Source organism: Ruegeria arenilitoris (assembly GCF_013031355.1).
Classification (GTDB): domain Bacteria; phylum Pseudomonadota; class Alphaproteobacteria; order Rhodobacterales; family Rhodobacteraceae; genus Ruegeria; species Ruegeria arenilitoris_C.
In genome coordinates, this window is the sequence record NZ_WPZO01000006.1 from 137,439 (window position 1) to 162,823 (window position 25,385).

Consider the following 25,385-nt stretch of genomic DNA (forward strand, 5'->3'; position numbering starts at 1 on the left):
ATGCGATATCTGACTGACCGCAAGCGCGCGCAGGGTCTGGGCGCAGGTAAATCCGGCACACTCACCCATTGGCGGGTCATGGTTCGGGCAATGATCCTGACCGTGTTGATTCCGATTTTCATCTTCACATTCGGTGCCGGCATTGGCGGAACCCACGAAGAGGTGGTGGCCTATTTCAGCCGTCCGTTCCCGGCGATTGTCACGGCGCTCACGCTGATCGTGGGTCTGCTGCAACTGATGTACGAGGCGCAGGAAGCGATTGAGGACTATGTGCACGGGGTGCTTGAGAAAGTCTCTCTCGCGGCAATGTGGGCCCTGGGCTACACGCTGATGGCGGCCGGGCTGTTTGCCCTGGTCAAGCTGGCCCTGTGATGATGCGTGGTAAGGAACAATAACAATGACAGCAGCATATGAATATGAAACCCACGAATACGACGTCGTTGTCGTAGGTGCTGGTGGTGCAGGTCTGCGGGCGACGCTGGGCATGGCAGAACAGGGCCTGCGCACGGCTTGCGTGACCAAGGTTTTCCCGACCCGCTCGCATACTGTCGCGGCACAGGGTGGTATCGCCGCATCGCTTTCCAACATGGGCCCCGACCACTGGCAGTGGCACATGTACGACACTGTCAAGGGCTCGGACTGGCTGGGTGACACCGACGCGATGGAATACCTCGCCCGTGAGGCACCCAAGGCCGTCTATGAGTTGGAGCACTACGGCGTGCCCTTCAGCCGGACCGAAGAAGGCAAAATCTATCAGCGTCCCTTCGGCGGCCACACCACCGAGTTCGGCGAAGGCCCCGCAGTGCAGCGGACCTGCGCCGCCGCTGACCGGACAGGCCACGCGATCCTGCACACGCTGTATGGTCAGTCGCTGAAGAACAACGCCGAATTCTACATCGAATATTTCGCCATCGACCTGATCATGTCCGAGGACGGGCAGTGTCAGGGTGTCGTCTGCTGGAAGCTGGACGACGGCACAATGCACGTCTTCAACGCCAAGATGGTGGTGCTGGCGACTGGCGGTTACGGCCGCGCCTACTTCAGCGCGACGTCGGCCCATACCTGCACCGGTGACGGTGGCGGTATGGTGGCCCGCGCGGGTCTGGCGCTGCAGGATATGGAGTTCGTTCAGTTCCACCCGACCGGCATCTACGGTTCGGGTTGCCTGATTACCGAAGGCGCGCGTGGTGAGGGTGGTTACCTGACCAACTCCGAAGGCGAGCGTTTCATGGAGCGTTACGCGCCCCAGTACAAGGACCTCGCGCCGCGCGACTATGTCTCTCGTTCGATGACCATGGAGATCCGAGAAGGTCGTGGCCATGGTGACAATGGCGACCACATCCACCTGAACCTCAGCCACCTTCCGGCCGAAGCTCTGGCGGAACGTCTGCCGGGGATTTCGGAATCGGCTCGTGTTTTCGCAGGTGTCGACGTCACCAAGGAACCGATCCCGGTTCTGCCGACCGTGCACTATAACATGGGCGGTATCCCAACGAACTATTGGGGTGAGGTTCTGAACCCCACCGCCGACAACCCGACCGGTGTTGTGCCGGGCCTGATGGCTGTGGGTGAAGCGGGCTGTGCCTCGGTCCACGGTGCGAACCGTCTGGGTTCTAACTCGCTGATCGACCTTGTGGTGTTTGGCCGCGCGGCTGCGATCCGAGCGGGTGAGGTTGTTGATGCTAAGGCGCCGAACCCGGTTCTGAACCAGGCGTCGGTCGACAAGGCGTTTGATCGCTTTGACGCTGTGCGCAACGCCAGCGGCGCGATCCCGACTGCCGATCTGCGGCTTGAGATGCAGCGGACAATGCAAGAAGACGCAGCTGTGTTCCGGACCGCCAAGACCATGGCCGAGGGCGTCGAGAAGATGACGGTTATCGCTGCTAAAATGGACGACCTGAAGGTTACCGACCGCTCGCTGGTCTGGAACAGCGACCTGATGGAATCTCTGGAACTGACCAACCTGATGCCAAGCGCTCTGGCCACCATCGTCGGGGCTGAGGCGCGCAAGGAATCCCGCGGTGCCCACGCGCACGAGGACTTCACCGAGCGTGATGACGAAAACTGGCGCGTTCACACCGTCAGCCGGGTTGAGGGCAACAAGGTAGACCTCAGCTATCGCCCGGTCATCGTTGACCCGCTGACCACCGAAGACGAAGGCGGCATCAGCCTCAAGAAAATCGCGCCCAAGGCGCGGACGTTCTAAGGAGAGGAACTTATGGTACAACTGACCCTCCCCAAGAATTCGCGCATCACCACGGGCAAAACCTGGCCCAAGCCGGAAGGCGCGATCAATGTACGGAAATTCCAGATCTATCGCTGGAACCCGGAAGACGGCAAAAACCCGCAGCTCGACACCTATTTCGTCGACATGGACAGCTGCGGCCCGATGGTTCTGGACGCGCTGATCAAGATCAAGAACGAGATTGATCCGACCCTGACGTTCCGTCGGTCGTGCCGTGAAGGCATCTGTGGCTCTTGTGCGATGAATATCGACGGGATCAACACGCTGGCCTGTATCTATGGCATGGATGAGATCAAGGGAGATGTGAAAGTTTACCCGCTGCCGCATATGCCGGTGGTCAAAGACCTGATCCCTGATCTGACCCACTTTTACGCTCAGCACGCATCCATCATGCCGTGGCTGGAAACCAAGACCAACCGCCCTGTGAAAGAGTGGAAGCAGTCGATCGAAGACCGCAAGAAACTGGATGGCCTCTATGAATGCGTGATGTGCGCCAGCTGCTCGACCTCGTGCCCGAGCTACTGGTGGAACGGTGACCGTTACCTTGGGCCCGCGGCTCTGCTGCACGCCTATCGCTGGATTATTGACAGTCGCGATGAGGCCACGGGCGAGCGTCTGGACGAGTTGGAAGATCCGTTCAAGCTGTATCGTTGCCACACGATCATGAACTGCGCCAAGACCTGCCCGAAAGGTCTGAACCCGGCCAAGGCGATTGCCGAGATCAAGAAGATGATGATCGACCGCGGCGTCTAAGCGACGCCAAAAAGACGGCACTTGCCGCGTTGCGGCAGGTGCATGACGAGTTTGCAAAACTATGCAATGCAAACTGTCCTGTTCAGGTCTAACTTGCCTGCAGGGAGGAGTGATGGAACCGAAACGGGATCGCTCCGATGCAAGAACAAAAAGCAGAAAACACCAAAGCAGCCGAAGCTCTGGCTTTATTGGAACAGGCTTGGGCCTATTACACGCCAGAGGCGGTGCAGGTTTCCGACGAGCAGCACGAACCTGAATTGTTCGAATACGCAAACGCAGCCTGACGCTTGAATTTGCGCAGAGATTGGGCAATGCATAGACATGCCCATTCTGTTTCTTTTACTGGCCGCCGGCGTGTTCGCCTATTTCATCTGGCGGTCGCGGACGTCCTCTTTGACGCGCGACTGCCGATGGCGGCAGCACCGTAAGGAAGGTGTCTGGATCTGCGCCTATTGCGGGGCGCGGCAAGAGGGGGTGACCTCTCCGACAACCTGTCTGCAGGGCAATCAGTAAACAACAGGGCGATGTCACGCCCTGTTTTTGTTTATGCGGCGTCGGGAAAAGCTGCCTGCAGGGCAATCTCGACCATGTCGCCAAAGCTGCTTTCGCGCTCCGACGATGGCAAAGCCTCACCCGTCAGCAGGTGATCGGACACGGTCAGAACGGCCAGAGCCCGGCATTTGTGGCGCGCGGCGAGGATGTAAAGCTCGGCGGCCTCCATCTCGACCCCCAGAATGCCGTGCCGCACCATCTGTTCATTCAGATCGGGGCGTTCGTCGTAGAAGACGTCCGACGAATAAATCCCGCCGACATGAGTGGGTGTGCCTTTGGCTTCGGCAGCCTTGGCTGCGGCCTGCAGCAGGCCCCAATCGGCGCAGGGGGCGAAGTTCAGCTCTTTCAGGATGCCGCGCGATGGCGTGCTGAGCGTAGTCGACGTCATCGCCAGAATCACATCGCGGATTTTGACGCTGTCCTGCATTGCTCCGCACGACCCGATGCGGAGCAGGGTTTTGGCGCCATAATCGCGGATCAGTTCGTTGGCATAAATCGACAGGGACGGCATCCCCATGCCGCTGCCCTGAATGGTGACCGGGTTCCCCTTCCAGGTTCCGGTATAACCCAGCATGCCGCGCACGTTATTGACCAGTTCCGCATCCTGCAAAAACGTCTCGGCCGCCCATTTCGCCCGATACGGATCGCCGGGCATTAAAACGGTTTCAGCGATTTCACCTTTTTCAGCACCAATATGAATTGTCATATTCGACCCATTTTCCGTCAGATTTCCAAATCTGCGATATCAGCGCCGGCATTCAATGCCTCGTGAACCCATTGCGGTTTGCGTCCACGGCCTGACCAGGTTTGTTCCGGGTTGGCCGGATTTTTATATTTCGCTCTGGTTTTTGCGCTTTTGGACGGCTTGGCTGCGCCATCCGAGAGTTCCGAAAGAGAAAACCCAAATTCCGCTGCGGCTTTTTCTGCGGCTTGCAGCGCCTCTTTACGCTCGCGCTTTTCCGCGCTTTTGAGTGCAGCTTCTACCTGGTCACGCAATTCCAGCAGTTCTTTGCGCGACATTTTCTCAAGGCTGATCGCCATTTCTTTCTCCATTCCGAAAAACGCCACGAATGGGCGTAATAGTCCACCGTATTTCCAAATCCGGTTTTTATCCATCCCTTACTAAAGGGCAATAGATTTGAAGGTGAAAATGGAAATGCGTCGTTATTCGGCCGCAATATTCTGTGGATCGACCAGAGTCACGATATCGCCCATGATTGCATTAAGCTCAAAATTCTTGGGTGTATAGATTTTGGAAACACCCATTGCTTTGAGTTTAGCTGCGTCTTCATCGGGAATGATCCCTCCAACGATCACGGGAACATCGTCCAGACCGGCCTCGCGCAGGCGGGTCATGACATCCTGCACCAACGGGATATGGCTGCCGGACAGGATCGACAGGCCGATCACGTGGGCTTTATCTTCAATCGCGGCTGCAATGATTTCTTCGGGCGTCAGGCGGATACCCTCATAGCTGATATCCATGCCGCAATCGCGAGCGCGGAAGGCGATCTGTTCGGCGCCGTTCGAGTGACCGTCGAGACCCGGTTTGCCGACCAGGAATTTCAGACGGCGGCCAAGCTTGTCGCTAACCGCATCGACGGCGGCGCGCAGGTAGTCCAATCCTTCGGTCTTGTTCGAGACCGACCCGGAAACGCCGGTCGGGCCGCGATAGGTGCCGTAAGCCTTGCGCATTTCCTCGGCCCATTCGCCAGTTGTGACGCCAGCCTTTGCAGCGGCAATCGACGGCTCCATGACATTCGCTCCGGTCTGCGCTGCTTCGCGCAGCGCGTCCAACGCAGCCGAAACAGCCGCGTCGTCCCTCTCTGACCGCCACTCGTTCAACCGGGCGATCTGTTCCTGTTCCACCGCTGGGTCGACGACCATGATGCCGCCATCCTCGGTCTGCAGCGGTGAGGGTTCACCCTCGGTCCATTTGTTTACGCCGACAACGACGGTTTCATTGCGTTCGATCCGGTTCAGACGTTCGGCATTCGAATCGACCAGACGCGATTTCATGTATTCGATCGAGGCGACCGCGCCGCCCATTGAATCCAAGTTCGCCAGTTCGGCCCGTGCGCCTTCTTTCAGTTCCTCGACCTTGGCATCCACGGCCGGGTTGCCATCAAACAGGTCGCCGTACTCCAGCAGGTCGGTCTCATAAGCCAGGATCTGTTGCATCCGCATCGACCATTGCTGATCCCACGGGCGGGGCAGGCCAAGCGCCTCATTCCATGCGGGAAGCTGCACCGCGCGAGCCCGCGCCTTTTTCGACAGGGTTACAGCCAGCATTTCGATCAGGATGCGGTAGACGTTGTTTTCCGGCTGCTGTTCAGTCAGACCCAGCGAGTTCACCTGCACCCCATAGCGGAAGCGGCGGAACTTGGGGTCTTCGACGCCGTAGCGATCTTTCAGAATCTCATCCCAAAGGTCGACAAAGGCGCGCATCTTGCACATCTCGGTGACGAAACGGATACCGGCGTTCACGAAGAACGAAATCCGGCCGCAGAGCGCCGGGAAATCCTCGGCGGGGACGCGGGGGCGCAGTTCGTCCAAAACGGCGATGGCGGTGGCCAGCGCATAGGCCAATTCCTGTTCCGGCGTCGCACCGGCCTCTTGCAGGTGATAGGAACACACGTTCATCGGGTTCCATTTCGGCACGTTGGTGTAGCAATACTCGGCCACGTCCGCGATCATCTTCAGCGATGGTTTCGGCGGGCAAACGTAAGTACCTCGGCTGAGATACTCCTTGATCAGGTCGTTCTGAACCGTGCCCTGCAGCTTGGACACATCCGCGCCCTGTTCCTCGGCCACCGCGATATACAGCGCCAGCAGCCACGGTGCCGTAGCGTTGATCGTCATCGAGGTGTTCATCTGCTCCAACGGAATCTGGTCGAACAGAACCCGCATGTCGCCCAGATGGCTGATCGGCACGCCCACCTTGCCGACCTCACCCCGCGCCAGCGTATGGTCGCTGTCATACCCGGTCTGAGTCGGCAGATCGAAAGCCACCGACAGGCCCGTCTGACCCTTGGCCAGATTCCCGCGATACAGCGCGTTCGACGCTTTGGCGGTGGAATGACCGGCATAGGTTCGGATGAGCCAGGGGCGATCTTTCTGCGTCTGCGTCATAGCGGGTCCTCATGCATTGCGTGGGCAAGAAAATTACGTTCATGGGTTCTAAAGCGCAATTTTCGGGATATGTCAATTCGCTGCGTCGCGGCATATATGGTTCTTCAGATTGTAGGTGCCACGGTTTGGTGGCAGGGTGCGCGCATGACTCAGACCGTGGAACTTCCGCTTTGGCTGTTTTTGCTGATCCTGGTGTTTGCCGCGGTCACGCTGGCTTCGCATTTTCTTTTCCCATCGGTGCGCTGGTTTTTTCGCCGTCGCCTTGAGCGCGCCGTCAGGCGCCTGAACACACGCCTGCAACGGCCGATCCAACCGTTCAAACTGGCACGGCGGCACGACATGATTCAGCGGCTGATCTATGACCCGCAGGTCGGGCAGGCCGTTCAGAATTTTGCGCGCGAGGAACGTGTCCCCGAGGCCGTGGCCTTTGAAACTGCCCGCCGCTATGCGCGCGAGATCGTTCCGTCCTTTTCCGCTGTGGCATATTTCAGCGTCGCCATTCGTTTGACCCGGATGCTGAGCAATGCGTTCTATAATGTGCGGCTCAGCTACATGGATGAGCAGGCACTGAGGGAAATCGACCCCGATGCCACCGTCGTGTTCGTCATGAATCACCGCAGCAACATGGACTATGTGCTGGTCACCTATCTGGCGGCGCAGCAATCGGCCTTGTCCTATGCAGTGGGCGAGTGGGCGCGGGTCTGGCCGCTCAGCCGCCTGATCCGGGCAATGGGGGCTTACTTTATCCGCCGTAAATCGGGCAGCGAGCTGTATCGGCAGGTGCTGGCCTGTTACGTGCGCCACGCGACCGAGGCGGGGGTGACGCAGGCGATGTTCCCTGAGGGCGGCCTCAGCCTGACCGGCGCGCTGGCGCGACCCAAGCTTGGTCTGCTGAAATACATTATCGACGCAAGCGACCCCGACGGGCGCGACGTGGTCTTTGTGCCGGTTGCCCTGAATTATGATCGGGTACTTGAGGATACGATCCTGACCAAGGCGGCCCTGGGCAATGAACGCCGGTTTCGCGCCCGGATCGGGGTGATCACGTGGTGGATCCTCAAACAGATCGGGCGACGACTAGTTGGACGCTATCAGCGATTCGGCGTGGCCTCGGTGCGGTATGGGCGGCCTGTTTCACTGCGGGCTTTCCGGGCGGATCACGACGCCAACCTGATGACGGATTTGGCGCGCGATCTGATGGTAGGCATCAAGGCGGCGATTCCATTGGTTCCGGGACCCGCTGCGTGCTGGCTGGTGCGCGAGAAGGGTGAGATCCCCGAAGAAGACGCCGTGCAGTTGATCGATCAGCTTTTGCGACGCAACGGAACAACCGAGCCCTTGGAGCGCTCGGCAATCGAGGCGAGTATCCAGCAATTGGTCGATCGGCGTATCCTGAAACGCGAAAACGGGAAAATATCCTCGACAGGTCAAAGGGTTGACCTTCTGGACTATTACGCAGCCTCGGCGCCAGTGGACGCGAAAACGGCTCTTGCTGCGCCCGCAAAAGAAATTTCTGCGCCCGCTGGGTCATAAAATTACAAAATACACTCAAAATATGTTGCAATATTTCTCTGCGGCCAATATCTCATCGGGTAGAGCACGCGATTCTGCATCGCGGCAATGAGTTTGAATAAAGGAGGCCAACATGGCTCTGGACACCGACAGCGGTATCGCGACTTACGACGCGCCGGAAAAAGACCTCTATGAGATGGGTGAAATCCCTCCGATGGGGTTTGTGCCCAAGAAAATGTACGCATGGGCGATCCGTAAAGAACGCCACGGCGAGCCGGACACCGCCATGGTGCAAGAAGTGGTGGACGTCCCCGAACTGGACAGCCACGAGGTTCTGGTGTTGGTGATGGCCGCGGGCGTGAACTACAACGGTGTCTGGGCCTCGCTGGGCAAGCCGATCTCGCCGTTTGACGGCCACAAGGCCCCTTATCACATCGCCGGTTCGGATGCGTCGGGCATCGTCTGGGCGGTAGGTTCGAAAGTGACCCGTTGGAAAGTCGGTGATGAGGTTGTCATCCACTGCAACCAGGATGATGGCGACGACGAAGAATGCAACGGTGGCGACCCGATGTATTCGCCCAGCCAGCGGATCTGGGGTTATGAGACGCCGGACGGATCGTTCGCGCAGTTCACCAACGTTCAGGCGCAGCAGCTGATGCCGCGTCCCAAGCATCTGACCTGGGAAGAAAGCGCCTGTTACACGCTGACGCTGGCAACGGCCTACCGGATGCTGTTCGGTCACGAACCGCACGACCTGAAGCCGGGTCAGAACGTTCTGGTCTGGGGCGCATCGGGTGGTCTGGGCTCTTATGCAATCCAGCTGATCAACACCGCAGGCGCCAACGCGATTGGTGTGATTTCGGACGAAAGCAAGCGTGACTTCGTCATGGGGCTGGGCGCCAAGGGCGTTCTGAACCGCAAGGACTTCAACTGCTGGGGTCAGCTGCCTACGGTGAACACGCCGGAATATGCCGAGTGGTTCAAAGAAGCCCGCAAATTCGGCAAGGCCATCTGGGACATCACCGGCAAGGGTGTGAACGTCGATATGGTGTTCGAACACCCGGGCGAAAGCACCTTCCCGGTCTCGACCTTCGTGGTGAAAAAGGGCGGCATGGTCGTGATCTGCGCCGGCACAACCGGCTATAACCTGACCTTCGACGTGCGCTACATGTGGATGCACCAGAAGCGCCTGCAGGGTTCGCACTTTGCGCACCTGAAACAGGCAGCCGCCGCCAACCAGCTGATGGTCGAGCGCCGTCTGGACCCCTGCATGTCGGAAGTGTTCTCGTGGAATGAACTGCCCGAGGCGCACATGAAGATGATGCGCAACGAGCATAAGCCGGGCAACATGTCGGTTCTGGTTCAGGCCCCGCAGACCGGTATGCGTACTCTGGAAGAGGTTCTGGACGCCCGCGGTTGAATCGCAGGTAAATAAATCTCAGGCGCCCGCGAATCGGCTTGTCGGTTCGCGGGCGTTACTTTGTGGTCAATAGGTTTATTCTTTTCAGTGCGTTACCATCGTTAACCCCGCTGTTTTTGGGGAGTAGAAACCAGTGAATAGCCTAAAAAACATTGCACATGTTATGGTTGTGTTAACCCTTCGTTAACCGTTTCGGAGAGACCCTGATGGCGCAGAATGAGTGGATACTGGACGTGTTGTCGGACCTCAACGCCTTCGCTGTTGAGAACGGTTTGATCGCGCTGGCCGAGCAGTTGGATGACACCAAGCTGATCGCCGCAGCCGAGATCGCGTCCAAGAAGGCTGAGGTACGGACGCCGGCGGATGGGAACAAAACTCGATATGAGCCAAGTCCTGGAGGACTTGGAAAACACCAGCACGCTTGAAGAACTAAGCACCGTTGCTGTCCGGTTGCGCGACAGGCTGAAGGTCGAACACCTCATATACCATTGGGTCGATGGCGCCGGAGATCAATACGGCTATACGACCTATCCCGATGCCTGGGCCGAGCGCTATCAAGAGAGAAATTATCACCGGATCGATCCTGTCATTCTGGGCTGTTTCCAGCGGTTCCACCCGGTCGATTGGAAAACGCTGGATTGGTCCAGCAAGGTGGCCAAGGCTTTCCTGAAGGACGCGCAAAGTCATGGGGTTGGAAATCAAGGTTATTCGATCCCGATCCGAGGACCGAAGGGGCAATTTGCCTTGTTCACCCTGAACCATACTTGCGACGATGAAGCATGGCAAAAATTCATCGACCGGTATGGTCGCGAACTGATTCTTATCGCGCATTACTTCAACCGCAAAGCGCTGGAATTCGAAAGTGATCGTCAGCCCGATTCCTCACGTGGCCTATCGCCGCGTGAAGTGGATGCGATGACCCTGCTTGCACTGGGCTACAGCCGGGCGCAGGTTGCCCATTCGCTATCCATTTCCGAGCATACGCTGCGCGTTTACATCGAAAGCGCCCGCGCCAAACTTGGGGCGCAGAACACCACCCACGCCATCGCCACGGCGCTCAGCCGGGGATTAATAGTGGTTTAACAGGCGTACGCCGCACGAACGGGAAATTAACCGTGACTTTGTACCCCCTTCGTTCCTGCACAGGACGACAAGGGGAAAAAAGTCATGTTGCGCTATCTGTTTGCTGATGAGCTTTACAAGTTTCCGGACTTGGCCGACGGAATGTTCCGGGACCGCGCGGATCAGTTCAAAACCCGGCTGGGCTGGGATGTCCACGTCAATGAAAAAGGAGAGGAGCGGGATCAGTATGACGACCTGAACCCCCTGTACGTGATCTGGGAAGAAGAGGATGGCAGCCACGGCGGTTCCATGCGCGTACTGCCGACCACCGGACCTGTGATGGTGAACGAGGTGTTTGGGCATCTGACCGGGGGCAAGCCGATCTGCAGCCCTCTGATCTGGGAGGTGACACGCTTTTGTCTATCCCGCAGGGCCAGCCCGCATACGGCAGGGGCGATCATGCTCAGCGGTGGTGAGATGATGGAAGGGTTCGGCCTGACGCATATCGCCGGCGTCTTTGATGCGCGCATGATCCGGATTTACCGGTTGATCGGGTCTTCGCCTGTCGTTTTGGGCACCGAAGGCAAGGGACGCGATCAGATTTCGGTGGGGCTGTGGCCCTATTCGGCCGAGGATTGCAACCGTGTCGCCGTACGTGCGGGCATCCAGCGCGAGCTGTCTCGGCTGTGGTTCAAGACCGCCTTTGGCACCGGACGGCAGCATCGATTTGCCCTGTCGGCCTGATCGCACGAAAACCCCAATCCCTCTCTGGTGATAGCGGGCGCGGCCCTGTAGGGTCGCGCCATGTCTATGCCCCCCGTGACCTTTTCCGAAGATCAGGCCGCCGCCTATGACAGCATTGCCGAGATGCTGCGATCAGCCGGTGTTGACCTGGACGATGACGCCCTTCTGAAGCTGCCGGGGGCGGGGAAATCCGGTGTCATGGCGGTGATCGGCAAGGCGGGCTCGGGCAAAACCTTGCTGCTGGCCGAGCTGTACAAGGCGTTGGCCGAAACTGGCGTGCAAATCGTCTCGGGTGATTTCGAAAGCCGCAAGGCGAAGGAAAAGCGCAGTCTTGCAATTCTGGCACCCACCAACAAAGCGGCCAGCGTTTTGCGCCTGCGGGGCGTGCCTGCGACGACCATTCACCGCATCCTTTACACGCCGGTTTATGACCCGGAATACGAACGCATCGCCGAATGGCTGGCGGGTAACGACGAACGCCCCGAGATCGAAGGTCTGACGGATGAGGCGCTGGACCGCGCGGCGGCGTTTTATGAAAACAACAAGTCCATCCCCGGTGCGCTGGCCGCTGCTGGTTTGCGGGGCTCGGATTTCATCACCGGCTGGAAACGCCGGGATGAGCCGCTGGATATCGGCTTCGTCGATGAAGCCTCGATGCTTGATGACCGCCAGTTCGAGGACCTGCAAGAAATCTTTCCGACCCTGCTGCTGTTTGGCGACCCGGCCCAGCTGGCCCCGGTCAACCAATCCGGTAGCATGGTGTTTGAGGCTCTGCCCGAGCCGCGCAAGCAGATCCTACATCGGGTTCACCGGCAGGACGCGGATAACCCGATCCTTGATCTTGCCCACGCGCTGGCCGACCCGCAAATGGGGTTCGAGGATTTCGAACGCCTGATCGAACAAACCGCCCGGCAGGACGACCGCGTGATCTGGGGCCAGCGGGTCGAGGTTGATCTGATGGCGCGCAGCCCGGTTCTGGTCTGGCGCAACGCCACTCGTATTCGTCTGATACAGGCGTTCCGGCATGTGCACGGCGCGCCGGATACCGAGTTGCTGGAAGGCGAGCCGCTGATCTGCGACGGGATTGAGCTGCCGCTGAAACACCGTAAGAAACGGCTGGACCTTGAGGCGCGTGGGCTGATCAAGGGCGCCCAAGTCATCTATTTGGGGCTGGGGCGCAAGCCCGGGTTCTCGCGTCTGCACGTGATGGGGGCCGAGGACCCGCAGGTCAGCGCCGCCTCCATCGTCAAGATCGAGAAGCCGGATGAGGAAGAACCCTTCATCCCTTTTGCCGCTCGCATGGGCGCGACCTTTCTGCATGGCGCAGCGGTGACCATCCACAAGGCGCAGGGCTCGCAATGGGATACGGTGCAAGTCTTTGCGCCGGACATTTACGCCGCCGCCCGCATGGGCCGGACCGAGGCCGGGCAACCGCTGTGGAAGCGCCTGGCCTACGTGGCCATCACCCGCGCACAAGAGCGCCTGATCTGGGTGGTGCGCAACCGTTTGGCTAAGCCTACCCATCCGTTGCGGGTGGACGACCTGCGTGCCGTCCCGGCGGCATCGCTGACATTGGAGGCCGAAGAGACATGAGCACCATCATCGTAACCGGCGCAAGCTCGGGCATCGGCCGGGCCACAGCGGAACTGTTCCTGGCCGAGGGCTGGACGGTTGGCCTGCTGGCCCGTAGTGCGGATAAACTGCACCAGATGGCCTCGGGCCACGACACTGCCATCCCGCTGGTCGCGGATGTGACCGATCCGGATGCGGTTCAGACCGCGTTCCAAACCTTTCAGGACAAGACAGGCCGTCTGGACGTTCTGTTCAACAATGCAGGCATTTTCGCGCCCGGTGGCACGATTGATGAGATTGCGCTGGAGGACTGGTACCAAAGCGTCAACGTCAATCTGAACGGCATGTTCCTGAGTGCGCGCGAGGCGTTTCGGATTATGCGCCATCAGTCGCCCCAAGGTGGGCGCATCATTAACAACGGCTCGATTGCTGCCTATGTGCCGCGGCCAAACTCGGTGCATTACTCGGCCACGAAACATGCCATCACCGGTCTGACACGCAGCCTGTCTCTGGACGGGCGCGACTTCGGTATCGCCTGTGGTCAGATTGATATCGGCAATGCGCGCACGCAGATGGTCCAGGGGCTGGTGGATGCAGCCGTCGAGGCCGGGCAGCAGCCCGACCCGACCATGGCCGTCGAGGACGCGGCGCGCTCGGTGCTGCATATGGCTAACCTGCCGCCCGAGGCCAATGTGCAGTTCATGACCGTGATGGCCACGACGATGCCCTATATCGGCCGCGGGTAGAGGTCAGTTTTCGCGCAGCAAGCGGAACGCAGTGGACGCGCCCCATCCGGCTGCAATGGCGATGACAAGCGACATCAGCCCGTACCAGACCGGTTGCTGGCGGGACAGGTTATAGAGGAACCTCTCCAACCCCACCTTGCGCACGTCGATTGTAGTCTCGAGCTGCGAGACGACCTCTCTGCCGCGGGTCAGGAAAATACGCGCCCTGTAGTCGCCCTCGGTCAAGTCGGCGGGCATTGCGATTGAGGTCCGGAACAGGGTTTGTTCATCAACCGCCACGGTGTTTTCACGGATCGAATACAGTCCCTCATCTTCGCGGATACGCACCACGGCATCCGCAAATGATTGCGCTCCACGGATATGCATCGCCGCCCCGACCGAGCGGATGGCCCGTTCGATCGAGATGCGATAACGCAGGTCTTCGGTATCCGAGAGGATGTCGCCCAACGGCCCGCTGGTGGCAACGGCGTAAAAGCTGGGGGCAAGGTCGACCAGAACGCTGTCGGTATTGACCCAGATCCCAAGTTTGCGTGCCTTGCGCCGGACCATCACCGGGCTGGACGGCCCGGCCACGGCCACGATCACCTCAAGCGGCGGACCGGGCGGAATGGGTGTTTCCCGTTTGACGGCCCCAAAGATCAGAATCTCCGAGCCATCAAAGGTCGCGGTGATGGCAACGCGATCCTGGCTAAGACCCAGCACAACCTGCTCGTCCAACGCAAGGGCAGGGGTGCAGCACAGGACCAGCAGGGCAATCAGGCGTTTCAGCATGATCAGTGGCCCCCTTCGCTGCCGAGAGAGTAGAGCTCGGACGGTTCGATCAGCAGGTCCAGCGCCAGCTTGCCGCAGACCACCAGAACCAGGGCAGCCAGAAGTACTCGCAGCTGCTCGGCCGGCATCCGTGCGCCGATCACCGTGCCGATCTGTGCGCCCACGACACCCCCGACCAGCAACAGAACCGCCAGAACGATATCGACCGTATAGTTCGTAGTGGCGTGCAGCATGGTGGTGAACGCCGTCACGAAGATGATCTGAAACAGCGAGGTGCCAACCACGACCTTGGTGGGCATGCCCAGCAGGTAGATCATCGCAGGTACCATGATAAAGCCGCCGCCGACCCCCATGATCGCCGATAGAACACCGACGCACAGGCCAACCATCATCGGCGGAATGACCGAGATATAGAGGCCCGAGGTGCGAAAGCGCATCTTGAACGGCATGGCATGAACCCAGCCGCGCTGACGTCGTTTTGCGGGCGCTCCGCCGCCCTTTTTGGCTTTGCGCAGCGCCCGCAGGCTTTCAATGAACATCAGGCTGCCAACTACGCCAAGGAAGACGACGTAACACAGCGTCACCAGCAGATCGACCTGGCCCAGGCTTTTGAGATAGTTGAACACCACCACGCCAAGGGCCGCGCCCATTAACCCCCCGGTTAACAGGACCGTGCCCATCCTCAGGTCCACCGTCCTTCGTCGGAAATGCGCCAAGACGCCGGAAAAGGACGAAGCGACGATCTGGTTGGCTTCGGTTGCGACGGCGACGGCGGGGGGGATGCCGATGAAAAACAGCAGCGGCGTCATCAGGAACCCGCCGCCCACGCCGAACATGCCGGACAGGATACCGACCATCCCGCCCAGCCCCAACAGCAGAAAGGCATTGACGGAGACTTCGGCGATAGGAAGGTAAATCTGCATATGGAATTACCGGATGAGAGCGGCCGTGCCACCGTGGGTGACTTGGACTGTCTCAAACCATAGGGGTGAGGCGTTTATGCGGCGCGCCAGGGAAAAATCCCACGGCCACATGGCGAATATCGTACGCTCGGGTAGACACCCGATTTTCCGATTTGGCTGAAGAATAGGACGACACCCGGAGGGCGGGCGTTCTTGTGTTTCCGGCACCCTGATGTGGGACAATCCGATCTGGGCTATCACAGGAAACACTCTCATACCCCTTTAGAGCGGTTGCCGCATGCAAAATCAACTCTGCATGCGGCACTGCGGCGAACTGGACCGACAGGTGTTCGGAACTGGACCTGTCAGCGCTCTTTCACATATGGCTCGCCACCGGCGCGCGGTGGCACGGCTTTACCGACGAACCCGGCCAGAATGACCACCGTCAGGATATAGGGCAGGGCGTCCATGACCTGCACCGGGATGACCACGCCACCCAGATCTATGTTCTGGAACCGCAGTGCAATCGCCTGCAGCAGACCGAACAGAAGACAAGCCCACATTGCGTGCCAAGGCCGCCATTTCGCAAAGATCAGCGCGGCCAGGGCGATGAACCCGCGACCGGCAGTCATTTCCTTGACGAAACCGGCCTGCAGGGCGGTAGCCAGATAGGCCCCCGCGATCCCGCACAGCACGCCGCAAATGGCGACGGCGGCAAAGCGCAGACCGACGACGGACACACCAGCGGTATCCACGGCTGCCGGGTTTTCACCAACGGCACGAAGACGCAGGCCGAACCGGGTGCGGTACAGAATCCACCATGTCAGCGGAACCATTAGGAACGCGACATAGACCAGAATGGAATGACCGGAAATAAGTTCGGAGTACACCATGTGAACTGAATTGGCGTCGGACATCAGTTCAGAAACCGGTTGCCCAGTTAGTTCAGCATCTTCGGGGCCGATTGCATAAGGGAACTCTGCGGATTCGAATCGAGCTTCGCCGAAGAGAGAAGGCGTACGCCCGCCCTGTTTGAACCAACTTTGTGCGATCAACACGGTAAGGCCAGATGCAAGGAAATTGATCGCGACACCTGAAATCAACTGATTGCCTCTGAAGGTGATCGAGGCCAGCCCGTGCAATCCTGACAGAGCCAGCGAGGATGCGATGCCTGCCAACAGGCCCAACCAGACCGACCCGGTCACAGCGGCCACGGCGGCCGAGAAAAAGGCCGACATTAGCATCTTGCCTTCAAGGCCAATGTCGAAAATGCCCGCACGTTCGGAATAGAGCCCCGCCAAACAGGCCAGCAGCAGCGGCGTGGCCAGACGGATCGTCGAATCGAGGACTTGGATGAGGGTAAGGAAAAACTCCATCACTCTGCCCCCTTCTTCCGTAGGCTCAGGAACAGCTTTTCAAGCGGCATCCTGACCATGTTGTCCAACGCTCCGGTAAACAGGATCACCAGCGCCTGAATGACCACGATCAGCTCACGCGGGATCGAGGTCCACAACGCCAGCTCGGCGCCGCCCTGATAGAGGAAGCCGAACAGAAGCGCCGCCAGGAACACACCAAACGGATGCGACCGCCCCATCAGCGCAACGGCGATACCGATAAAGCCTGCGCCTTCGGTCGAGTTGAGGACCAGACGTTCCGCCTCACCCATAACGTTGTTTATAGCCATCATGCCGGCGAGTGCGCCTGAGATCAGCATCGCGACGATGGTGATGCGAACCGGCGAAATACCTGCGTAGACCGCGCCGGTTTCCGAATGGCCGTAGGCGCGAATTTCATAGCCCAGCCGCGTTCGCCAGATCAGTGCCCAGACGACGAAACAGGCCAGAACCGCCACAAAGAACGAGATATTTGCAGGCGCACCCCGGAACACCACGTTTTCAGCGGTCGAGAACATCGATTGGAAGGTCGGCAGATGCACCGCCTCGGGGAAACGTGCCGTTGCGGGGTCTTGCGAGCCTTGCGGGCGCATCACGTTGACCAGCATATAGTTCAGGAAGGCCGCCGCGATGAAGTTGAACATAATCGTGGTGATCACGATATGGCTGCCGCGTTTGGCCTGCAGATAGGCCGGGATCGCGGCCCAAGCGGCACCGAAAAGGGCCGCTGCAAGCCCGGCGCCCAGCAGAGCGATACTCCAATGCGGCCACGGGATGTAAAGGCAGACCATGGCAACGCCAAGCCCGCCCAGCATCGCCTGACCTTCACCACCGATGTTGAACAGGCGGGCGTGGAAGGCTACGGCCACCGCAAGCCCGGTGAACATGAAGTTGGTCGCGTAATAGAGCGTGTATCCCCAGCCATAGGTCGACCCCAACGCGCCGGTGACCATCAGGTTCACCGCCTCGACCGGGTTCTCACCGATGGCGAGGATCACCAGCGCTGAAAGGATTGTGGCCAGTATCAAGCTGATCAGCGGGATCAGAACGACATCGGCCCATTTGGGCATTTTATCCATGTTACGCGGCCTCTCCCGCAACACCGGCCATCAGCAGGCCCAGTTCTTTTTCATCTGTCTCATGGGGCAGGCGTTCGCCCATGATATGTCCGTCAAACATCACCGCGATCCGGTCGGACAGCGAGAAGATTTCCTCAAGCTCCACCGAGACCAGCAGGATCGCCTTGCCCTGATCGCGCAAGGCGACGATCTGTTTGTGAATGAACTCGATCGCGCCGATGTCCACACCACGGGTGGGCTGGCCGACCAGCAGCAGGTCCGGATTGCGTTCAATCTCGCGCGCGACGACGATTTTCTGCTGGTTGCCACCCGAGAAGCTTTTGGCGGTCAGCCAGCCATTGGGCGGGCGCACATCGAATTTCTCGATCTTGGCTTCGGTGTCGGCGCGCAGGGCGGCGTTGTCCATGAAGATACCGCGCTGATAGGCGGGGTCGCGGTGATACCCGAAGGCCACGTTCTCCCATGCGTGGAAGTCCATGATCAGCCCTTCGCGCTGGCGGTCCTCGGGTACGTGGGCGATGTGTTGCGCGCGCCGCGCCTGACCGTCAGACCCATGTCCGCTGAGCGCCAGGGGCGCACCGTTCAGCTTGATCGAGCCCTGACCCGGACGCATCCCGCCCAGCACCTCAAGCAGTTCCGACTGACCATTGCCCGCGACACCGGCAATGCCGACGATTTCTCCGGCCCGTACGGTCAGATCGATGCCTTTGACCCTCTCGACACCCGCTGAATCGAAGACGCGCAGGTTTTCGACCTCGAGAATGGGTTTGCCGGGCTTCGCAGGCACCTTGTCGACTTGCAGCAGAACCTTGCGGCCGACCATCAGTTCGGCCAGTTCTTCGGGGCTGGTCTCAGCCGTCTTGACCGTCGCAGTCATCTGTCCGCGCCGCATCACCGAAACCGTATCGGTGTTTTCCATGATCTCGCGCAGTTTATGCGTGATCACGATGATCGTTTTCCCTTCGGCCCGCAGTCGGTCGAGGATGCGGAACAGCTGATCCGCCTCGGCCGGGGTCAGAACGCCGGTGGGTTCATCAAGGATCAGGATCTCGGCCTTGCGGTACAACGCCTTCAGAATTTCGACCCGCTGCTGCATCCCCACGCCAATCTCGTCGATGCGTTTGTCGGGGTCGACGAAAAGCTCGTATTCTTCTTCCAGTTCTTTCAGCTCTTTGCGGGCCTTGGCCAGAGACGGGGCCAGCAGCCCGCCGTCCTCGGCACCCAGAACGATGTTTTCCAGAACGGTGAAATTCTCGACCAGTTTGAAATGCTGGAACACCATCCCAATGCCAGCCGCAATCGCGGCCTGACTGTCAGGGATATCGGTCTTGGTGCCGTTGATCCAGATCTCGCCTTTATCGGCTTTGTAAAACCCGTAGAGAATGCTCATCAGCGTGGACTTGCCCGCACCGTTTTCACCGATGATCCCGTGGATCGTGCCGGGGGCGACGCTGATGGAAATGTCTTTGTTGGCCTGAACCGGCCCAAAGGCTTTGGAAATCCCTTTGAGCTCAATGGCGGGGACGGTCATGTCTTGTCCTCAGATTGCCGAAGGGCCGCGCGGACAGCGCAGCAGAGTGGATGCGAGGCGGAGGTCAAACCCCCGCCCCGCGCGATATCAGAACTGCAGTGCCGGGCAGCTGTCGTTCTCGTAATAGCTGACAACGTTTACGTTGCCGTCGATGATGTCCTGACGAGCTTTTTCAACGGCTGCTTTCATCTCATCCGAGACCAGCGCGGCGTTGTTTTCGTCCATCGCAACACCAACACCGTCTTCGGCCAGACCCATGGCAAACACGCCGGTTTCCAGGTTGTCGCCTGCATTCATCGCGTCGTAGACGGCGACGTCAACGCGCTTCAGCATCGAGGTCAGAACCTTGCCCGGGTGCAGGTGGTTCTGGTTGCTGTCCACGCCGATCGACAAGATGCCTTCGTCGGCTGCGGTTTGCAGAACACCTACACCGGTGCCGCCAGCCGCGGCATAGACCACGTCGGCGCCCTGGCTGATCTGTGCCTTGGTCAGCTCGGAACCCTTAACCGGGTCGTTCCACGCCGCCGGAGTGGTGCCGGTCATGTTTGCAACCACGTTGATATCCGGGTTCACCGCTTTGGCGCCTTGCGCGTAGCCGCAGCCGAAGTGGCGGATCAGCGGGACATCCATACCGCCGATGAAACCAATGGTGCCGGATTCCGAGGCCATGGCGGCCATCATGCCAACCAAATACGAGCCTTCATGCTCGGCAAAGCCAACCTGACGCAGGTTCGGTGCGTCCAGCCAGTTCACGTCGACCACGACAAATTTGGTGTCGGGGTAATCAGCCACAACCGTGCTGAGCGGATCGGCCATTGCGAAACCCATGGTGATGATCGGGCTCAGACCAGCTTCGGCAAAGCGGCGCAGGGCCTGCTCGCGCTGGGCTTCGGACTGTAGTTCGATCTCACGGTAGGTGCCGCCTGTTTCTTCGGCCCAACGCGACGCGCCGTTATGCGCGGCTTCGTTGAACGACTTGTCGAACTTTCCGCCCAGGTCAAAGATCAGGGCCGGTTCGGCCAGCGCCGCACCAGCAGTCAGCGCGACGGCGGCGGCAGCGCCCATCAAGGATTTCATCAGGGTCATTTCATACTCCCGTTTGTTATTGTCGGTCGGGGCCAAGATAGCCCCGTTTACCCACTGTGAGCGAGCATAACTGTTGTGATGGCGGGAATTAAGGGCGTTTGCAACCGGTGCGGTCAACTGATTTTTGACCGAATGGTCGGAAAAATACAACCTTGGCGCTCAGACCAGGTTGCATTCCATGACGATGGCGTCGATTTTTTCAGCGTTTTCACGTAAATAGTAGCCCTTGCGCAGGCCGCAGGGCGTGTATCCACACTGCTCATACAGGGCAATGGCGGGGCTGTTGTCTGACGCGACGTCCAGAAAGGCGCGGGTTGCGCCCAGATTACGGGCCTTCGCGTGCCATTCTCTCATTGATTTCAGCGCCAGACCCTGCCGTTGATGGCTGGGATGGGTCGCGATTGTCAGCAGTTCCGCCTCATCCGCTATGACTTGGAACAAGGCAAAAGATTCAGTGTTCCCAACAACATGGGTGAACCGGTTGTCCAGCAGATCGGCGAATTCCCGATCCGTCCAAGGGCGCGACTGGGTAAAGGCCGCCGCGTGGGTTTGGGCCAGGTCCTGCGGGGTCATCCGTCCAGCAATGCGGGGGGCGTGTCTTTTGACGGGGCGGCATCTGCGGGCCGCACATACAGCGGGGCCGGGGGAGTTGTGACGCTCTGCCAGTTTTGCGCCGCCAGCCGGGCGATGGCCCGCACCTGAGCGTCTGCATCGTCGTTCAGGATCAGGCCCCCGAGTGATTCTGCCTGCTCCTGCGCTATTAGCGCCGGATCTTGCCCGTGCAGCGCGACATAGAACTGTTCGCGCGGGGCGCGGATTGCGGGCAGCCCGTCCCCGGTTGCGGCCAACGCGTCGAAGCCCGAAACGCCTACGGCCGGAATTCCAAGACCCAAGGCCAATCCCCGCGCGGCAGAGACCGAGATACGGATGCCGGTGAAATTCCCAGGACCGATCCCAACGCCGATGGCCGTCAGGTCGCGCCAGGTACAGTCCGCTTCGGCCAGAACCTCTTCCAACAGCGGCATCAGCCGCTCGGCCTGACCGCGCGACATGGACTCGGTGCGGGATACAAGGATGCTGTCACCCCGTAACAAAGCGGCCGCGCAATGCGCGGCCGATGTATCAAATGCCAGAATCAGCGGATCAGACGGCAACGGGGCGCACCTCGGTCACCTCTGGGATGTAGTGGCGCAGCAGGTTCTCGATCCCCATTTTCAGTGTCAGGGTCGAGGACGGGCAGCCCGCACAGGCGCCCTGCATGTGCAGGTAAACAACACCCCGGTCGAACCCGTGGAAGGTGATGTCACCCCCATCCTGAGCCACCGCCGGACGCACGCGGCTGTCCAGCAGGTCTTTGATCTGATTGACGATTTCCGCGTCTTCACCAGTGTGTTCGGCATGGCCCGAAGCGGCCTGAGCGTCCGAGCCCAACACCGGCTGACCGGACTGGAAATGCTCCATCACTGCGCCGAGAATGGCGGGTTTGATGTGATCCCACTGAACGTCGTCAGATTTGGTTACGGTCACAAAGTCATTGCCCAGGAAAACGCCGGTCACACCGTTGACTGCGAAGATGCGCTTGGCCAGGGGCGATCTCTCGCCGGCTTCCGCCGAAGGGAAGTCTGCGGTTCCGGCCTCCAGAACGATCTGGCCGGGCAGGAATTTCAGCGTTGCGGGGTTCGGCGTGGATTCGGTCTGGATGAACATGTCACGGCTCCGTTTCAGTTGTGACTGATATGCGGGCCCGCGCCGGGGAAGTCAAGATTTGGAACCGTTCTAAATTTCGCCCGCCAGTTGCATGGCTTCATCCAGCCGGTCATCGCCCCAGAACAGTTCGTCCCCCACCAGAAAGCTGGGTGCCCCGAAAATCCCCGTGGTCTGGGCCGTCTTTGTCTGTTCAATCAGGGCCGCCTTGATGTCCGGGTCCTGACAGCGGGCGAGTGTTTCGGCCGGCAGGCTGGCCTGCGACAGGCAATCGACCAGCACATCGTCGTCCGAGATGTTCAGACCATCGACAAATTCCGCGGCATAGACGGCACGGACAAACGCAGCCCTTTGCGGTTGGGCATCCATCGACAACACAAGCCGCGCGGCCTTTAGGCCGTTTTGAGGAAAGGGATCAGGCCGGGAGAACGGCAGGCCGCGCCGGGTCGACAACCGCTCCATATCCCGCCACATATAGCGCCCTTTGGCCGGGTAGATGTTGAACGGGGAATTGTCCCAGCCTTGCGCAGCGAAAATAGGCCCCAGCAAAAAGGGATGCCATTCGACAGAAACCCCGTGCTGGGCCGCCAAATCCTCGATCCGCACCGCGCTTAGGTAGGAATAGGTCGAGGCGAATTCGAACCAGAACTGGATGCTGCGCGACATAAGACTGCCTCAGGTGATCTCTTCCAGCTTTTCCTTGCTCAGGTCGCCGGGGACGATGGTGATTGGGATCGGAAGGCTGCCCGAATTCTTGGTCAACTGGGTCACCAGCGGCCCAGGGCCTTTCTTTTCTACGCCTGCACCCAGCACCAGCACGCCGATCTCGGGGTCGGATTGCACGTGTTCGATGATTTGCGGAACCGGGTCGCCTTCGCGGATCGCCAGTTCCGGGTCAACGCCCTGCTTGTCGCGCATCCATTTTGCGAACACCTCGTAGTGGGCGTGGATACGCTCGCGCGATTCTTCACGCATGGTTTCGGCCACACCGATCCAGTGGTTGAACTCATCCGGCGGGATGACCGACAGGATTGTCACACCGCCCCCGGTATGGGCAGCACGCATGGCGGCAAAGCGCATCGCGTTCAGGCATTCGCGACTGTCATCCAGAATGACAAGAAATTTGCGCATGAAGTGTCCTCAGTTGTTTCAGGCGATCATGCCTGACCAGATGCGCGCTGGCAACCAGAGCCTAACGCGTGCTGGTTGCCCAATCCCAATACAGCTCGCGTGCGCGGCGGGCGACGGGGCCGACCTGATATTGGGTGTCCTCCAGCGCGGTGACCGGGGTGATCTTGCTCATGTTGCCGGTCATGAAGACCTCATCCGCCTTGTGGAAATCGTCAAAGCTGAGGATGGCTTCGTGCACAGTCACGCCGTCGGCGCGCAGGTTCTTGATATGGCGCGCGCGGGTGATACCGGCCAAAAAGGTGCCATTGGGGGTGGGGGTGAACACCTCGCCGTCGCGGACCATGAAGATATTTGCGGTTGCGGTTTCGGCTACATGGCCAAGGGCATCAGCAACCAGCGCGTTGGAAAACCCGTTCGAGCGGGCCTCTTGCAGCATCCGTGCGTTGTTGGGATAGAGGCAGCCGGCCTTGGCGTTCACCACCGAGGATTCCAGAACCGGGCGGCGGAATCGCGTGTATCCCAGCGTGACCGATGCGGTTTCGGGGGCCATCGGAATCTCTTCCAGACAGATCGCAAAGCCGGTGCTGTTTTCCAGGGGAACGATGGCAGTCGCGTCGCCGTCGATTCCCCAGTACATCGGGCGGATGTAAACGGCTGAGTCGGGGCTAAACGCTTGCAACCCTTCGCGAACGATCTCGACCATTTGTTCAGTGGTTACGCTGGGCGTCAGCATCAGCGCCTCGGCGGACCGGTTTACGCGGGCGCAGTGCGCCTCAAGATCCGGGGCCATGCCTTCGAAATAACGCGCGCCGTCAAAGACCGACGATCCCAGCCATGATCCATGGTCGGCGGCCCGCATGATCGGGGCGTTCCCGTCATGCCACTGACCTTCGAAATAGGTGCGGATGTTCTTGCCGACTGCCATGACGCCCTCCCAAGCTTTGCGCAAACCTAGGAAGGCGGTGAGGTAAGGTCCAGAGCAATCAGCCCTGTTTTGCACCAACCATGCCCACGATTTCGTAGGTCTGCTGCAGGATCGGGGCGGCAATCGCCCGCGCTTTTTCCGCGCCTTTGGCCAGAATCTGGTCAATCTCGGCCTGTTCCCCCATCAGGCGGGCCATCTCAGACGAGATCGGTGCCAGTTTCGCAACCGCCAGCTCGGCCAGCATCGGTTTGAATTCACCGAATTGCTTGCCGCCGACATCGGCCAGAACCTGCTCGGCCGTCTGGTCGCTGAGCGCGGCGTAGATGTTTACCAGATTGCGTGCCTCAGGGCGGTCCTCTAGGCCATCGAGCTCCGAGGGCAGAGCATCCGGGTCCGTCTTGGCCTTGCGGATTTTCTTGGCGATCGTGTCGGCGTCATCGGTCATGTTGATGCGGCTCATGTCCGACGGGTCGGATTTCGACATCTTCTTGGACCCGTCGCGCAGGCTCATGACACGCGTCGCGGCCCCTTCGATCACAGGTTCAGTGATCGGGAAGAAGTCGACGCCATAATCATGGTTGAACTTGATCGCGATGTCGCGGGTCAGCTCAAGGTGCTGTTTCTGGTCGTCGCCCACCGGTACGTGAGTCGCGTGATAGGTCAGAATGTCGGCGGCCATAAGCGAAGGGTAAGCGAACAGGCCCAGCGAGGCGTTCTGCTGGTTTTTGCCCGCCTTGTCCTTCCACTGGGTCATCCGCTGCATCCAGCCCATGCGGGCGACGCAGTTGAAGATCCACGCCAGTTGGGCGTGCTCGGGCACCTGGCTTTGGTTGAACAGGATCGACTTTTCCGGGTCGAGCCCGGCGGCGATGAAGCCCGCGCAAAGCTCACGCGTCGAATGTGCCAGTTCCTTGGGGTCCTGCCAGACGGTGATCGCGTGCAGGTCGACCATGCAATAGATGGTCTCCATATCAGGCTGCTGCATATCCACGAACCGCTTGAGCGCACCCAGATAGTTGCCAAGGTGCAGGTTTCCCGAAGGCTGGATGCCGGAAAACACGCGCGGTGTGAACTGGGTCTCGGTCATCGAAGGGAACTCCCGTCTGGAAAAATCAGCCCCCGTC

28 protein-coding genes are annotated in these 25,385 nt (G+C 59.7%); 12 read left to right on the forward strand and 16 right to left on the reverse strand.

Going from position 1 to position 25,385, the window contains the following annotated elements; genetic code table 11:
- From GOX63_RS15460 to GOX63_RS15480, 5 genes are all read left to right on the forward strand, one after another.
- The gene (locus GOX63_RS15460) at window positions 1-372 is read left to right on the forward strand and encodes a succinate dehydrogenase, hydrophobic membrane anchor protein (RefSeq protein ID WP_170327173.1); all 372 of its coding nucleotides are present in this window, start codon (window positions 1-3) and stop codon (window positions 370-372) included.
- A gap of 25 nt (window positions 373-397) precedes the next feature.
- On the forward strand, window positions 398-2,206 hold the full coding sequence (gene sdhA / locus GOX63_RS15465; RefSeq protein ID WP_170327172.1) for a succinate dehydrogenase flavoprotein subunit: 1,809 nt from the start codon (window positions 398-400) through the stop codon (window positions 2,204-2,206).
- A 12-nt stretch (window positions 2,207-2,218) separates the two neighbouring features.
- The gene (locus GOX63_RS15470) at window positions 2,219-2,998 is read left to right on the forward strand and encodes a succinate dehydrogenase iron-sulfur subunit (RefSeq protein WP_170546312.1); all 780 of its coding nucleotides are present in this window, start codon (window positions 2,219-2,221) and stop codon (window positions 2,996-2,998) included.
- A 137-nt stretch (window positions 2,999-3,135) separates the two neighbouring features.
- Window positions 3,136-3,282: a hypothetical protein gene (locus GOX63_RS15475; protein ID WP_170327170.1), complete on the forward strand. Its 147-nt coding sequence runs from the start codon at window positions 3,136-3,138 to the stop codon at window positions 3,280-3,282.
- 37 nt (window positions 3,283-3,319) lie between these two features.
- On the forward strand, window positions 3,320-3,511 hold the full coding sequence (locus GOX63_RS15480; protein WP_170327169.1) for a hypothetical protein: 192 nt from the start codon (window positions 3,320-3,322) through the stop codon (window positions 3,509-3,511).
- Window positions 3,512-3,542: 31 nt separating this feature from the next.
- Here GOX63_RS15480 and deoD read toward each other — a convergent pair whose 3' ends face one another.
- From deoD to GOX63_RS15495, 3 genes are all read right to left on the reverse strand, one after another.
- Entirely contained in the window at window positions 3,543-4,256 is a 714-nt protein-coding gene (gene deoD / locus GOX63_RS15485; RefSeq protein WP_170327168.1) for a purine-nucleoside phosphorylase, read from the reverse strand.
- Window positions 4,257-4,273: 17 nt separating this feature from the next.
- Complete coding sequence (locus GOX63_RS15490; RefSeq protein ID WP_170327167.1) at window positions 4,274-4,591, reverse strand: H-NS histone family protein; 318 nt, start codon at window positions 4,589-4,591, stop codon at window positions 4,274-4,276.
- 123 nt (window positions 4,592-4,714) lie between these two features.
- Window positions 4,715-6,682: a protein meaA gene (locus GOX63_RS15495; RefSeq protein WP_170327166.1), complete on the reverse strand. Its 1,968-nt coding sequence runs from the start codon at window positions 6,680-6,682 to the stop codon at window positions 4,715-4,717.
- 144 nt (window positions 6,683-6,826) lie between these two features.
- Between GOX63_RS15495 and GOX63_RS15500 the strand changes: the two genes are divergently transcribed.
- From GOX63_RS15500 to GOX63_RS15530, 7 genes are all read left to right on the forward strand, one after another.
- A complete protein-coding gene (locus GOX63_RS15500) occupies window positions 6,827-8,215 on the forward strand; it encodes a 1-acyl-sn-glycerol-3-phosphate acyltransferase (RefSeq protein WP_170327165.1) in 1,389 nt (462 codons plus the stop codon).
- Between the two features lie 112 nt (window positions 8,216-8,327).
- Window positions 8,328-9,614 (forward strand): crotonyl-CoA carboxylase/reductase, encoded by a 1,287-nt coding sequence (gene ccrA / locus GOX63_RS15505; RefSeq protein ID WP_170327164.1) that lies wholly within the window; start codon window positions 8,328-8,330, stop codon window positions 9,612-9,614.
- 206 nt (window positions 9,615-9,820) lie between these two features.
- Window positions 9,821-10,039, forward strand: coding sequence for a hypothetical protein (locus GOX63_RS15510; protein WP_170327049.1), 219 nt, complete (start codon window positions 9,821-9,823; stop codon window positions 10,037-10,039).
- Window positions 9,978-10,697 carry a helix-turn-helix transcriptional regulator gene (locus GOX63_RS15515; RefSeq protein WP_170327163.1) on the forward strand — a complete coding sequence of 240 codons (720 nt, stop codon included), beginning with the start codon at window positions 9,978-9,980 and terminating at the stop codon, window positions 10,695-10,697. The genes GOX63_RS15510 and GOX63_RS15515 overlap by 62 nt, the downstream gene beginning before the upstream one ends.
- A gap of 84 nt (window positions 10,698-10,781) precedes the next feature.
- Complete coding sequence (locus GOX63_RS15520; protein WP_170327162.1) at window positions 10,782-11,420, forward strand: acyl-homoserine-lactone synthase; 639 nt, start codon at window positions 10,782-10,784, stop codon at window positions 11,418-11,420.
- 60 nt (window positions 11,421-11,480) lie between these two features.
- Window positions 11,481-13,013 carry an ATP-dependent DNA helicase gene (locus tag GOX63_RS15525; RefSeq protein ID WP_170327161.1) on the forward strand — a complete coding sequence of 511 codons (1,533 nt, stop codon included), beginning with the start codon at window positions 11,481-11,483 and terminating at the stop codon, window positions 13,011-13,013.
- Window positions 13,010-13,738 (forward strand): SDR family oxidoreductase, encoded by a 729-nt coding sequence (locus GOX63_RS15530; protein ID WP_170327160.1) that lies wholly within the window; start codon window positions 13,010-13,012, stop codon window positions 13,736-13,738. Before GOX63_RS15525 ends, GOX63_RS15530 begins: the two co-directional genes overlap by 4 nt.
- A 3-nt stretch (window positions 13,739-13,741) precedes the next feature.
- Here the strand turns inward: GOX63_RS15530 and GOX63_RS15535 are convergent, their stop codons facing one another.
- The 13 genes from GOX63_RS15535 to trpS all read right to left on the reverse strand — a co-directional run bounded on the left by GOX63_RS15535 (window position 13,742) and on the right by trpS (window position 25,348).
- Entirely contained in the window at window positions 13,742-14,509 is a 768-nt protein-coding gene (locus tag GOX63_RS15535) for a TIGR02186 family protein (RefSeq protein ID WP_170327159.1), read from the reverse strand.
- Window positions 14,510-14,511: 2 nt separating this feature from the next.
- On the reverse strand, window positions 14,512-15,432 hold the full coding sequence (locus GOX63_RS15540) for a sulfite exporter TauE/SafE family protein (protein ID WP_170327158.1): 921 nt from the start codon (window positions 15,430-15,432) through the stop codon (window positions 14,512-14,514).
- Between the two features lie 344 nt (window positions 15,433-15,776).
- Window positions 15,777-16,787: an ABC transporter permease gene (locus GOX63_RS15545; RefSeq protein ID WP_170327157.1), complete on the reverse strand. Its 1,011-nt coding sequence runs from the start codon at window positions 16,785-16,787 to the stop codon at window positions 15,777-15,779.
- Window positions 16,787-17,884, reverse strand: coding sequence for an ABC transporter permease (locus GOX63_RS15550; RefSeq protein WP_170327156.1), 1,098 nt, complete (start codon window positions 17,882-17,884; stop codon window positions 16,787-16,789). The genes GOX63_RS15545 and GOX63_RS15550 overlap by 1 nt, the downstream gene beginning before the upstream one ends.
- 1 nt (window position 17,885) lies before the next feature.
- A complete protein-coding gene (locus GOX63_RS15555) occupies window positions 17,886-19,415 on the reverse strand; it encodes an ABC transporter ATP-binding protein (RefSeq protein WP_170327155.1) in 1,530 nt (509 codons plus the stop codon).
- Window positions 19,416-19,502: 87 nt separating this feature from the next.
- Entirely contained in the window at window positions 19,503-20,501 is a 999-nt protein-coding gene (locus GOX63_RS15560; RefSeq protein ID WP_170327154.1) for a BMP family lipoprotein, read from the reverse strand.
- 159 nt (window positions 20,502-20,660) lie between these two features.
- Window positions 20,661-21,074 carry a GNAT family N-acetyltransferase gene (locus GOX63_RS15565; protein ID WP_170327153.1) on the reverse strand — a complete coding sequence of 138 codons (414 nt, stop codon included), beginning with the start codon at window positions 21,072-21,074 and terminating at the stop codon, window positions 20,661-20,663.
- Complete coding sequence (tsaB, locus tag GOX63_RS15570) at window positions 21,071-21,655, reverse strand: tRNA (adenosine(37)-N6)-threonylcarbamoyltransferase complex dimerization subunit type 1 TsaB (RefSeq protein WP_170327152.1); 585 nt, start codon at window positions 21,653-21,655, stop codon at window positions 21,071-21,073. The genes GOX63_RS15565 and tsaB overlap by 4 nt, the downstream gene beginning before the upstream one ends.
- Window positions 21,645-22,208: a NifU family protein gene (locus GOX63_RS15575; RefSeq protein ID WP_170327151.1), complete on the reverse strand. Its 564-nt coding sequence runs from the start codon at window positions 22,206-22,208 to the stop codon at window positions 21,645-21,647. Before GOX63_RS15575 ends, tsaB begins: the two co-directional genes overlap by 11 nt.
- Before the next feature lie 69 nt (window positions 22,209-22,277).
- On the reverse strand, window positions 22,278-22,871 hold the full coding sequence (locus tag GOX63_RS15580) for a 2-hydroxychromene-2-carboxylate isomerase (RefSeq protein ID WP_170327150.1): 594 nt from the start codon (window positions 22,869-22,871) through the stop codon (window positions 22,278-22,280).
- Between the two features lie 9 nt (window positions 22,872-22,880).
- Window positions 22,881-23,336 carry a universal stress protein gene (locus GOX63_RS15585; protein ID WP_170327149.1) on the reverse strand — a complete coding sequence of 152 codons (456 nt, stop codon included), beginning with the start codon at window positions 23,334-23,336 and terminating at the stop codon, window positions 22,881-22,883.
- Window positions 23,337-23,397: 61 nt separating this feature from the next.
- Window positions 23,398-24,261 (reverse strand): branched-chain amino acid aminotransferase, encoded by an 864-nt coding sequence (locus GOX63_RS15590; RefSeq protein WP_170546315.1) that lies wholly within the window; start codon window positions 24,259-24,261, stop codon window positions 23,398-23,400.
- A gap of 58 nt (window positions 24,262-24,319) precedes the next feature.
- On the reverse strand, window positions 24,320-25,348 hold the full coding sequence (gene trpS / locus GOX63_RS15595) for a tryptophan--tRNA ligase (RefSeq protein ID WP_170327147.1): 1,029 nt from the start codon (window positions 25,346-25,348) through the stop codon (window positions 24,320-24,322).
- Window positions 25,349-25,385 lie beyond the last annotated feature (37 nt).

What these genes read in the sequence shown, in the direction of transcription:
- GOX63_RS15500 (WP_170327165.1), top strand. Translation starts at nt 6,827, where the DNA reads ATGACTCAGACCGTGGAACTTCCGCTTTGGCTGTTTTTGCTGATCCTG.
- GOX63_RS15590 (WP_170546315.1), bottom strand. Translation starts at nt 24,261, where the DNA reads ATGGCAGTCGGCAAGAACATCCGCACCTATTTCGAAGGTCAGTGGCAT.
- GOX63_RS15515 (WP_170327163.1), top strand. Translation starts at nt 9,978, where the DNA reads ATGGGAACAAAACTCGATATGAGCCAAGTCCTGGAGGACTTGGAAAAC.
- GOX63_RS15565 (WP_170327153.1), bottom strand. Translation starts at nt 21,074, where the DNA reads ATGACCCCGCAGGACCTGGCCCAAACCCACGCGGCGGCCTTTACCCAG.
- GOX63_RS15555 (WP_170327155.1), bottom strand. Translation starts at nt 19,415, where the DNA reads ATGACCGTCCCCGCCATTGAGCTCAAAGGGATTTCCAAAGCCTTTGGG.
- GOX63_RS15470 (WP_170546312.1), top strand. Translation starts at nt 2,219, where the DNA reads ATGGTACAACTGACCCTCCCCAAGAATTCGCGCATCACCACGGGCAAA.
- GOX63_RS15535 (WP_170327159.1), bottom strand. Translation starts at nt 14,509, where the DNA reads ATGCTGAAACGCCTGATTGCCCTGCTGGTCCTGTGCTGCACCCCTGCC.
- GOX63_RS15550 (WP_170327156.1), bottom strand. Translation starts at nt 17,884, where the DNA reads ATGGATAAAATGCCCAAATGGGCCGATGTCGTTCTGATCCCGCTGATC.
- GOX63_RS15495 (WP_170327166.1), bottom strand. Translation starts at nt 6,682, where the DNA reads ATGACGCAGACGCAGAAAGATCGCCCCTGGCTCATCCGAACCTATGCC.
- trpS (WP_170327147.1), bottom strand. Translation starts at nt 25,348, where the DNA reads ATGACCGAGACCCAGTTCACACCGCGCGTGTTTTCCGGCATCCAGCCT.
- GOX63_RS15580 (WP_170327150.1), bottom strand. Translation starts at nt 22,871, where the DNA reads ATGTCGCGCAGCATCCAGTTCTGGTTCGAATTCGCCTCGACCTATTCC.
- GOX63_RS15560 (WP_170327154.1), bottom strand. Translation starts at nt 20,501, where the DNA reads ATGACCCTGATGAAATCCTTGATGGGCGCTGCCGCCGCCGTCGCGCTG.
- GOX63_RS15585 (WP_170327149.1), bottom strand. Translation starts at nt 23,336, where the DNA reads ATGCGCAAATTTCTTGTCATTCTGGATGACAGTCGCGAATGCCTGAAC.
- GOX63_RS15575 (WP_170327151.1), bottom strand. Translation starts at nt 22,208, where the DNA reads ATGTTCATCCAGACCGAATCCACGCCGAACCCCGCAACGCTGAAATTC.
- GOX63_RS15475 (WP_170327170.1), top strand. Translation starts at nt 3,136, where the DNA reads ATGCAAGAACAAAAAGCAGAAAACACCAAAGCAGCCGAAGCTCTGGCT.
- GOX63_RS15530 (WP_170327160.1), top strand. Translation starts at nt 13,010, where the DNA reads ATGAGCACCATCATCGTAACCGGCGCAAGCTCGGGCATCGGCCGGGCC.
- sdhA (WP_170327172.1), top strand. Translation starts at nt 398, where the DNA reads ATGACAGCAGCATATGAATATGAAACCCACGAATACGACGTCGTTGTC.
- deoD (WP_170327168.1), bottom strand. Translation starts at nt 4,256, where the DNA reads ATGACAATTCATATTGGTGCTGAAAAAGGTGAAATCGCTGAAACCGTT.
- GOX63_RS15480 (WP_170327169.1), top strand. Translation starts at nt 3,320, where the DNA reads ATGCCCATTCTGTTTCTTTTACTGGCCGCCGGCGTGTTCGCCTATTTC.
- GOX63_RS15490 (WP_170327167.1), bottom strand. Translation starts at nt 4,591, where the DNA reads ATGGCGATCAGCCTTGAGAAAATGTCGCGCAAAGAACTGCTGGAATTG.
- GOX63_RS15545 (WP_170327157.1), bottom strand. Translation starts at nt 16,787, where the DNA reads ATGGAGTTTTTCCTTACCCTCATCCAAGTCCTCGATTCGACGATCCGT.
- GOX63_RS15525 (WP_170327161.1), top strand. Translation starts at nt 11,481, where the DNA reads ATGTCTATGCCCCCCGTGACCTTTTCCGAAGATCAGGCCGCCGCCTAT.
- GOX63_RS15540 (WP_170327158.1), bottom strand. Translation starts at nt 15,432, where the DNA reads ATGCAGATTTACCTTCCTATCGCCGAAGTCTCCGTCAATGCCTTTCTG.
- GOX63_RS15460 (WP_170327173.1), top strand. Translation starts at nt 1, where the DNA reads ATGCGATATCTGACTGACCGCAAGCGCGCGCAGGGTCTGGGCGCAGGT.
- ccrA (WP_170327164.1), top strand. Translation starts at nt 8,328, where the DNA reads ATGGCTCTGGACACCGACAGCGGTATCGCGACTTACGACGCGCCGGAA.
- GOX63_RS15520 (WP_170327162.1), top strand. Translation starts at nt 10,782, where the DNA reads ATGTTGCGCTATCTGTTTGCTGATGAGCTTTACAAGTTTCCGGACTTG.
- GOX63_RS15510 (WP_170327049.1), top strand. Translation starts at nt 9,821, where the DNA reads ATGGCGCAGAATGAGTGGATACTGGACGTGTTGTCGGACCTCAACGCC.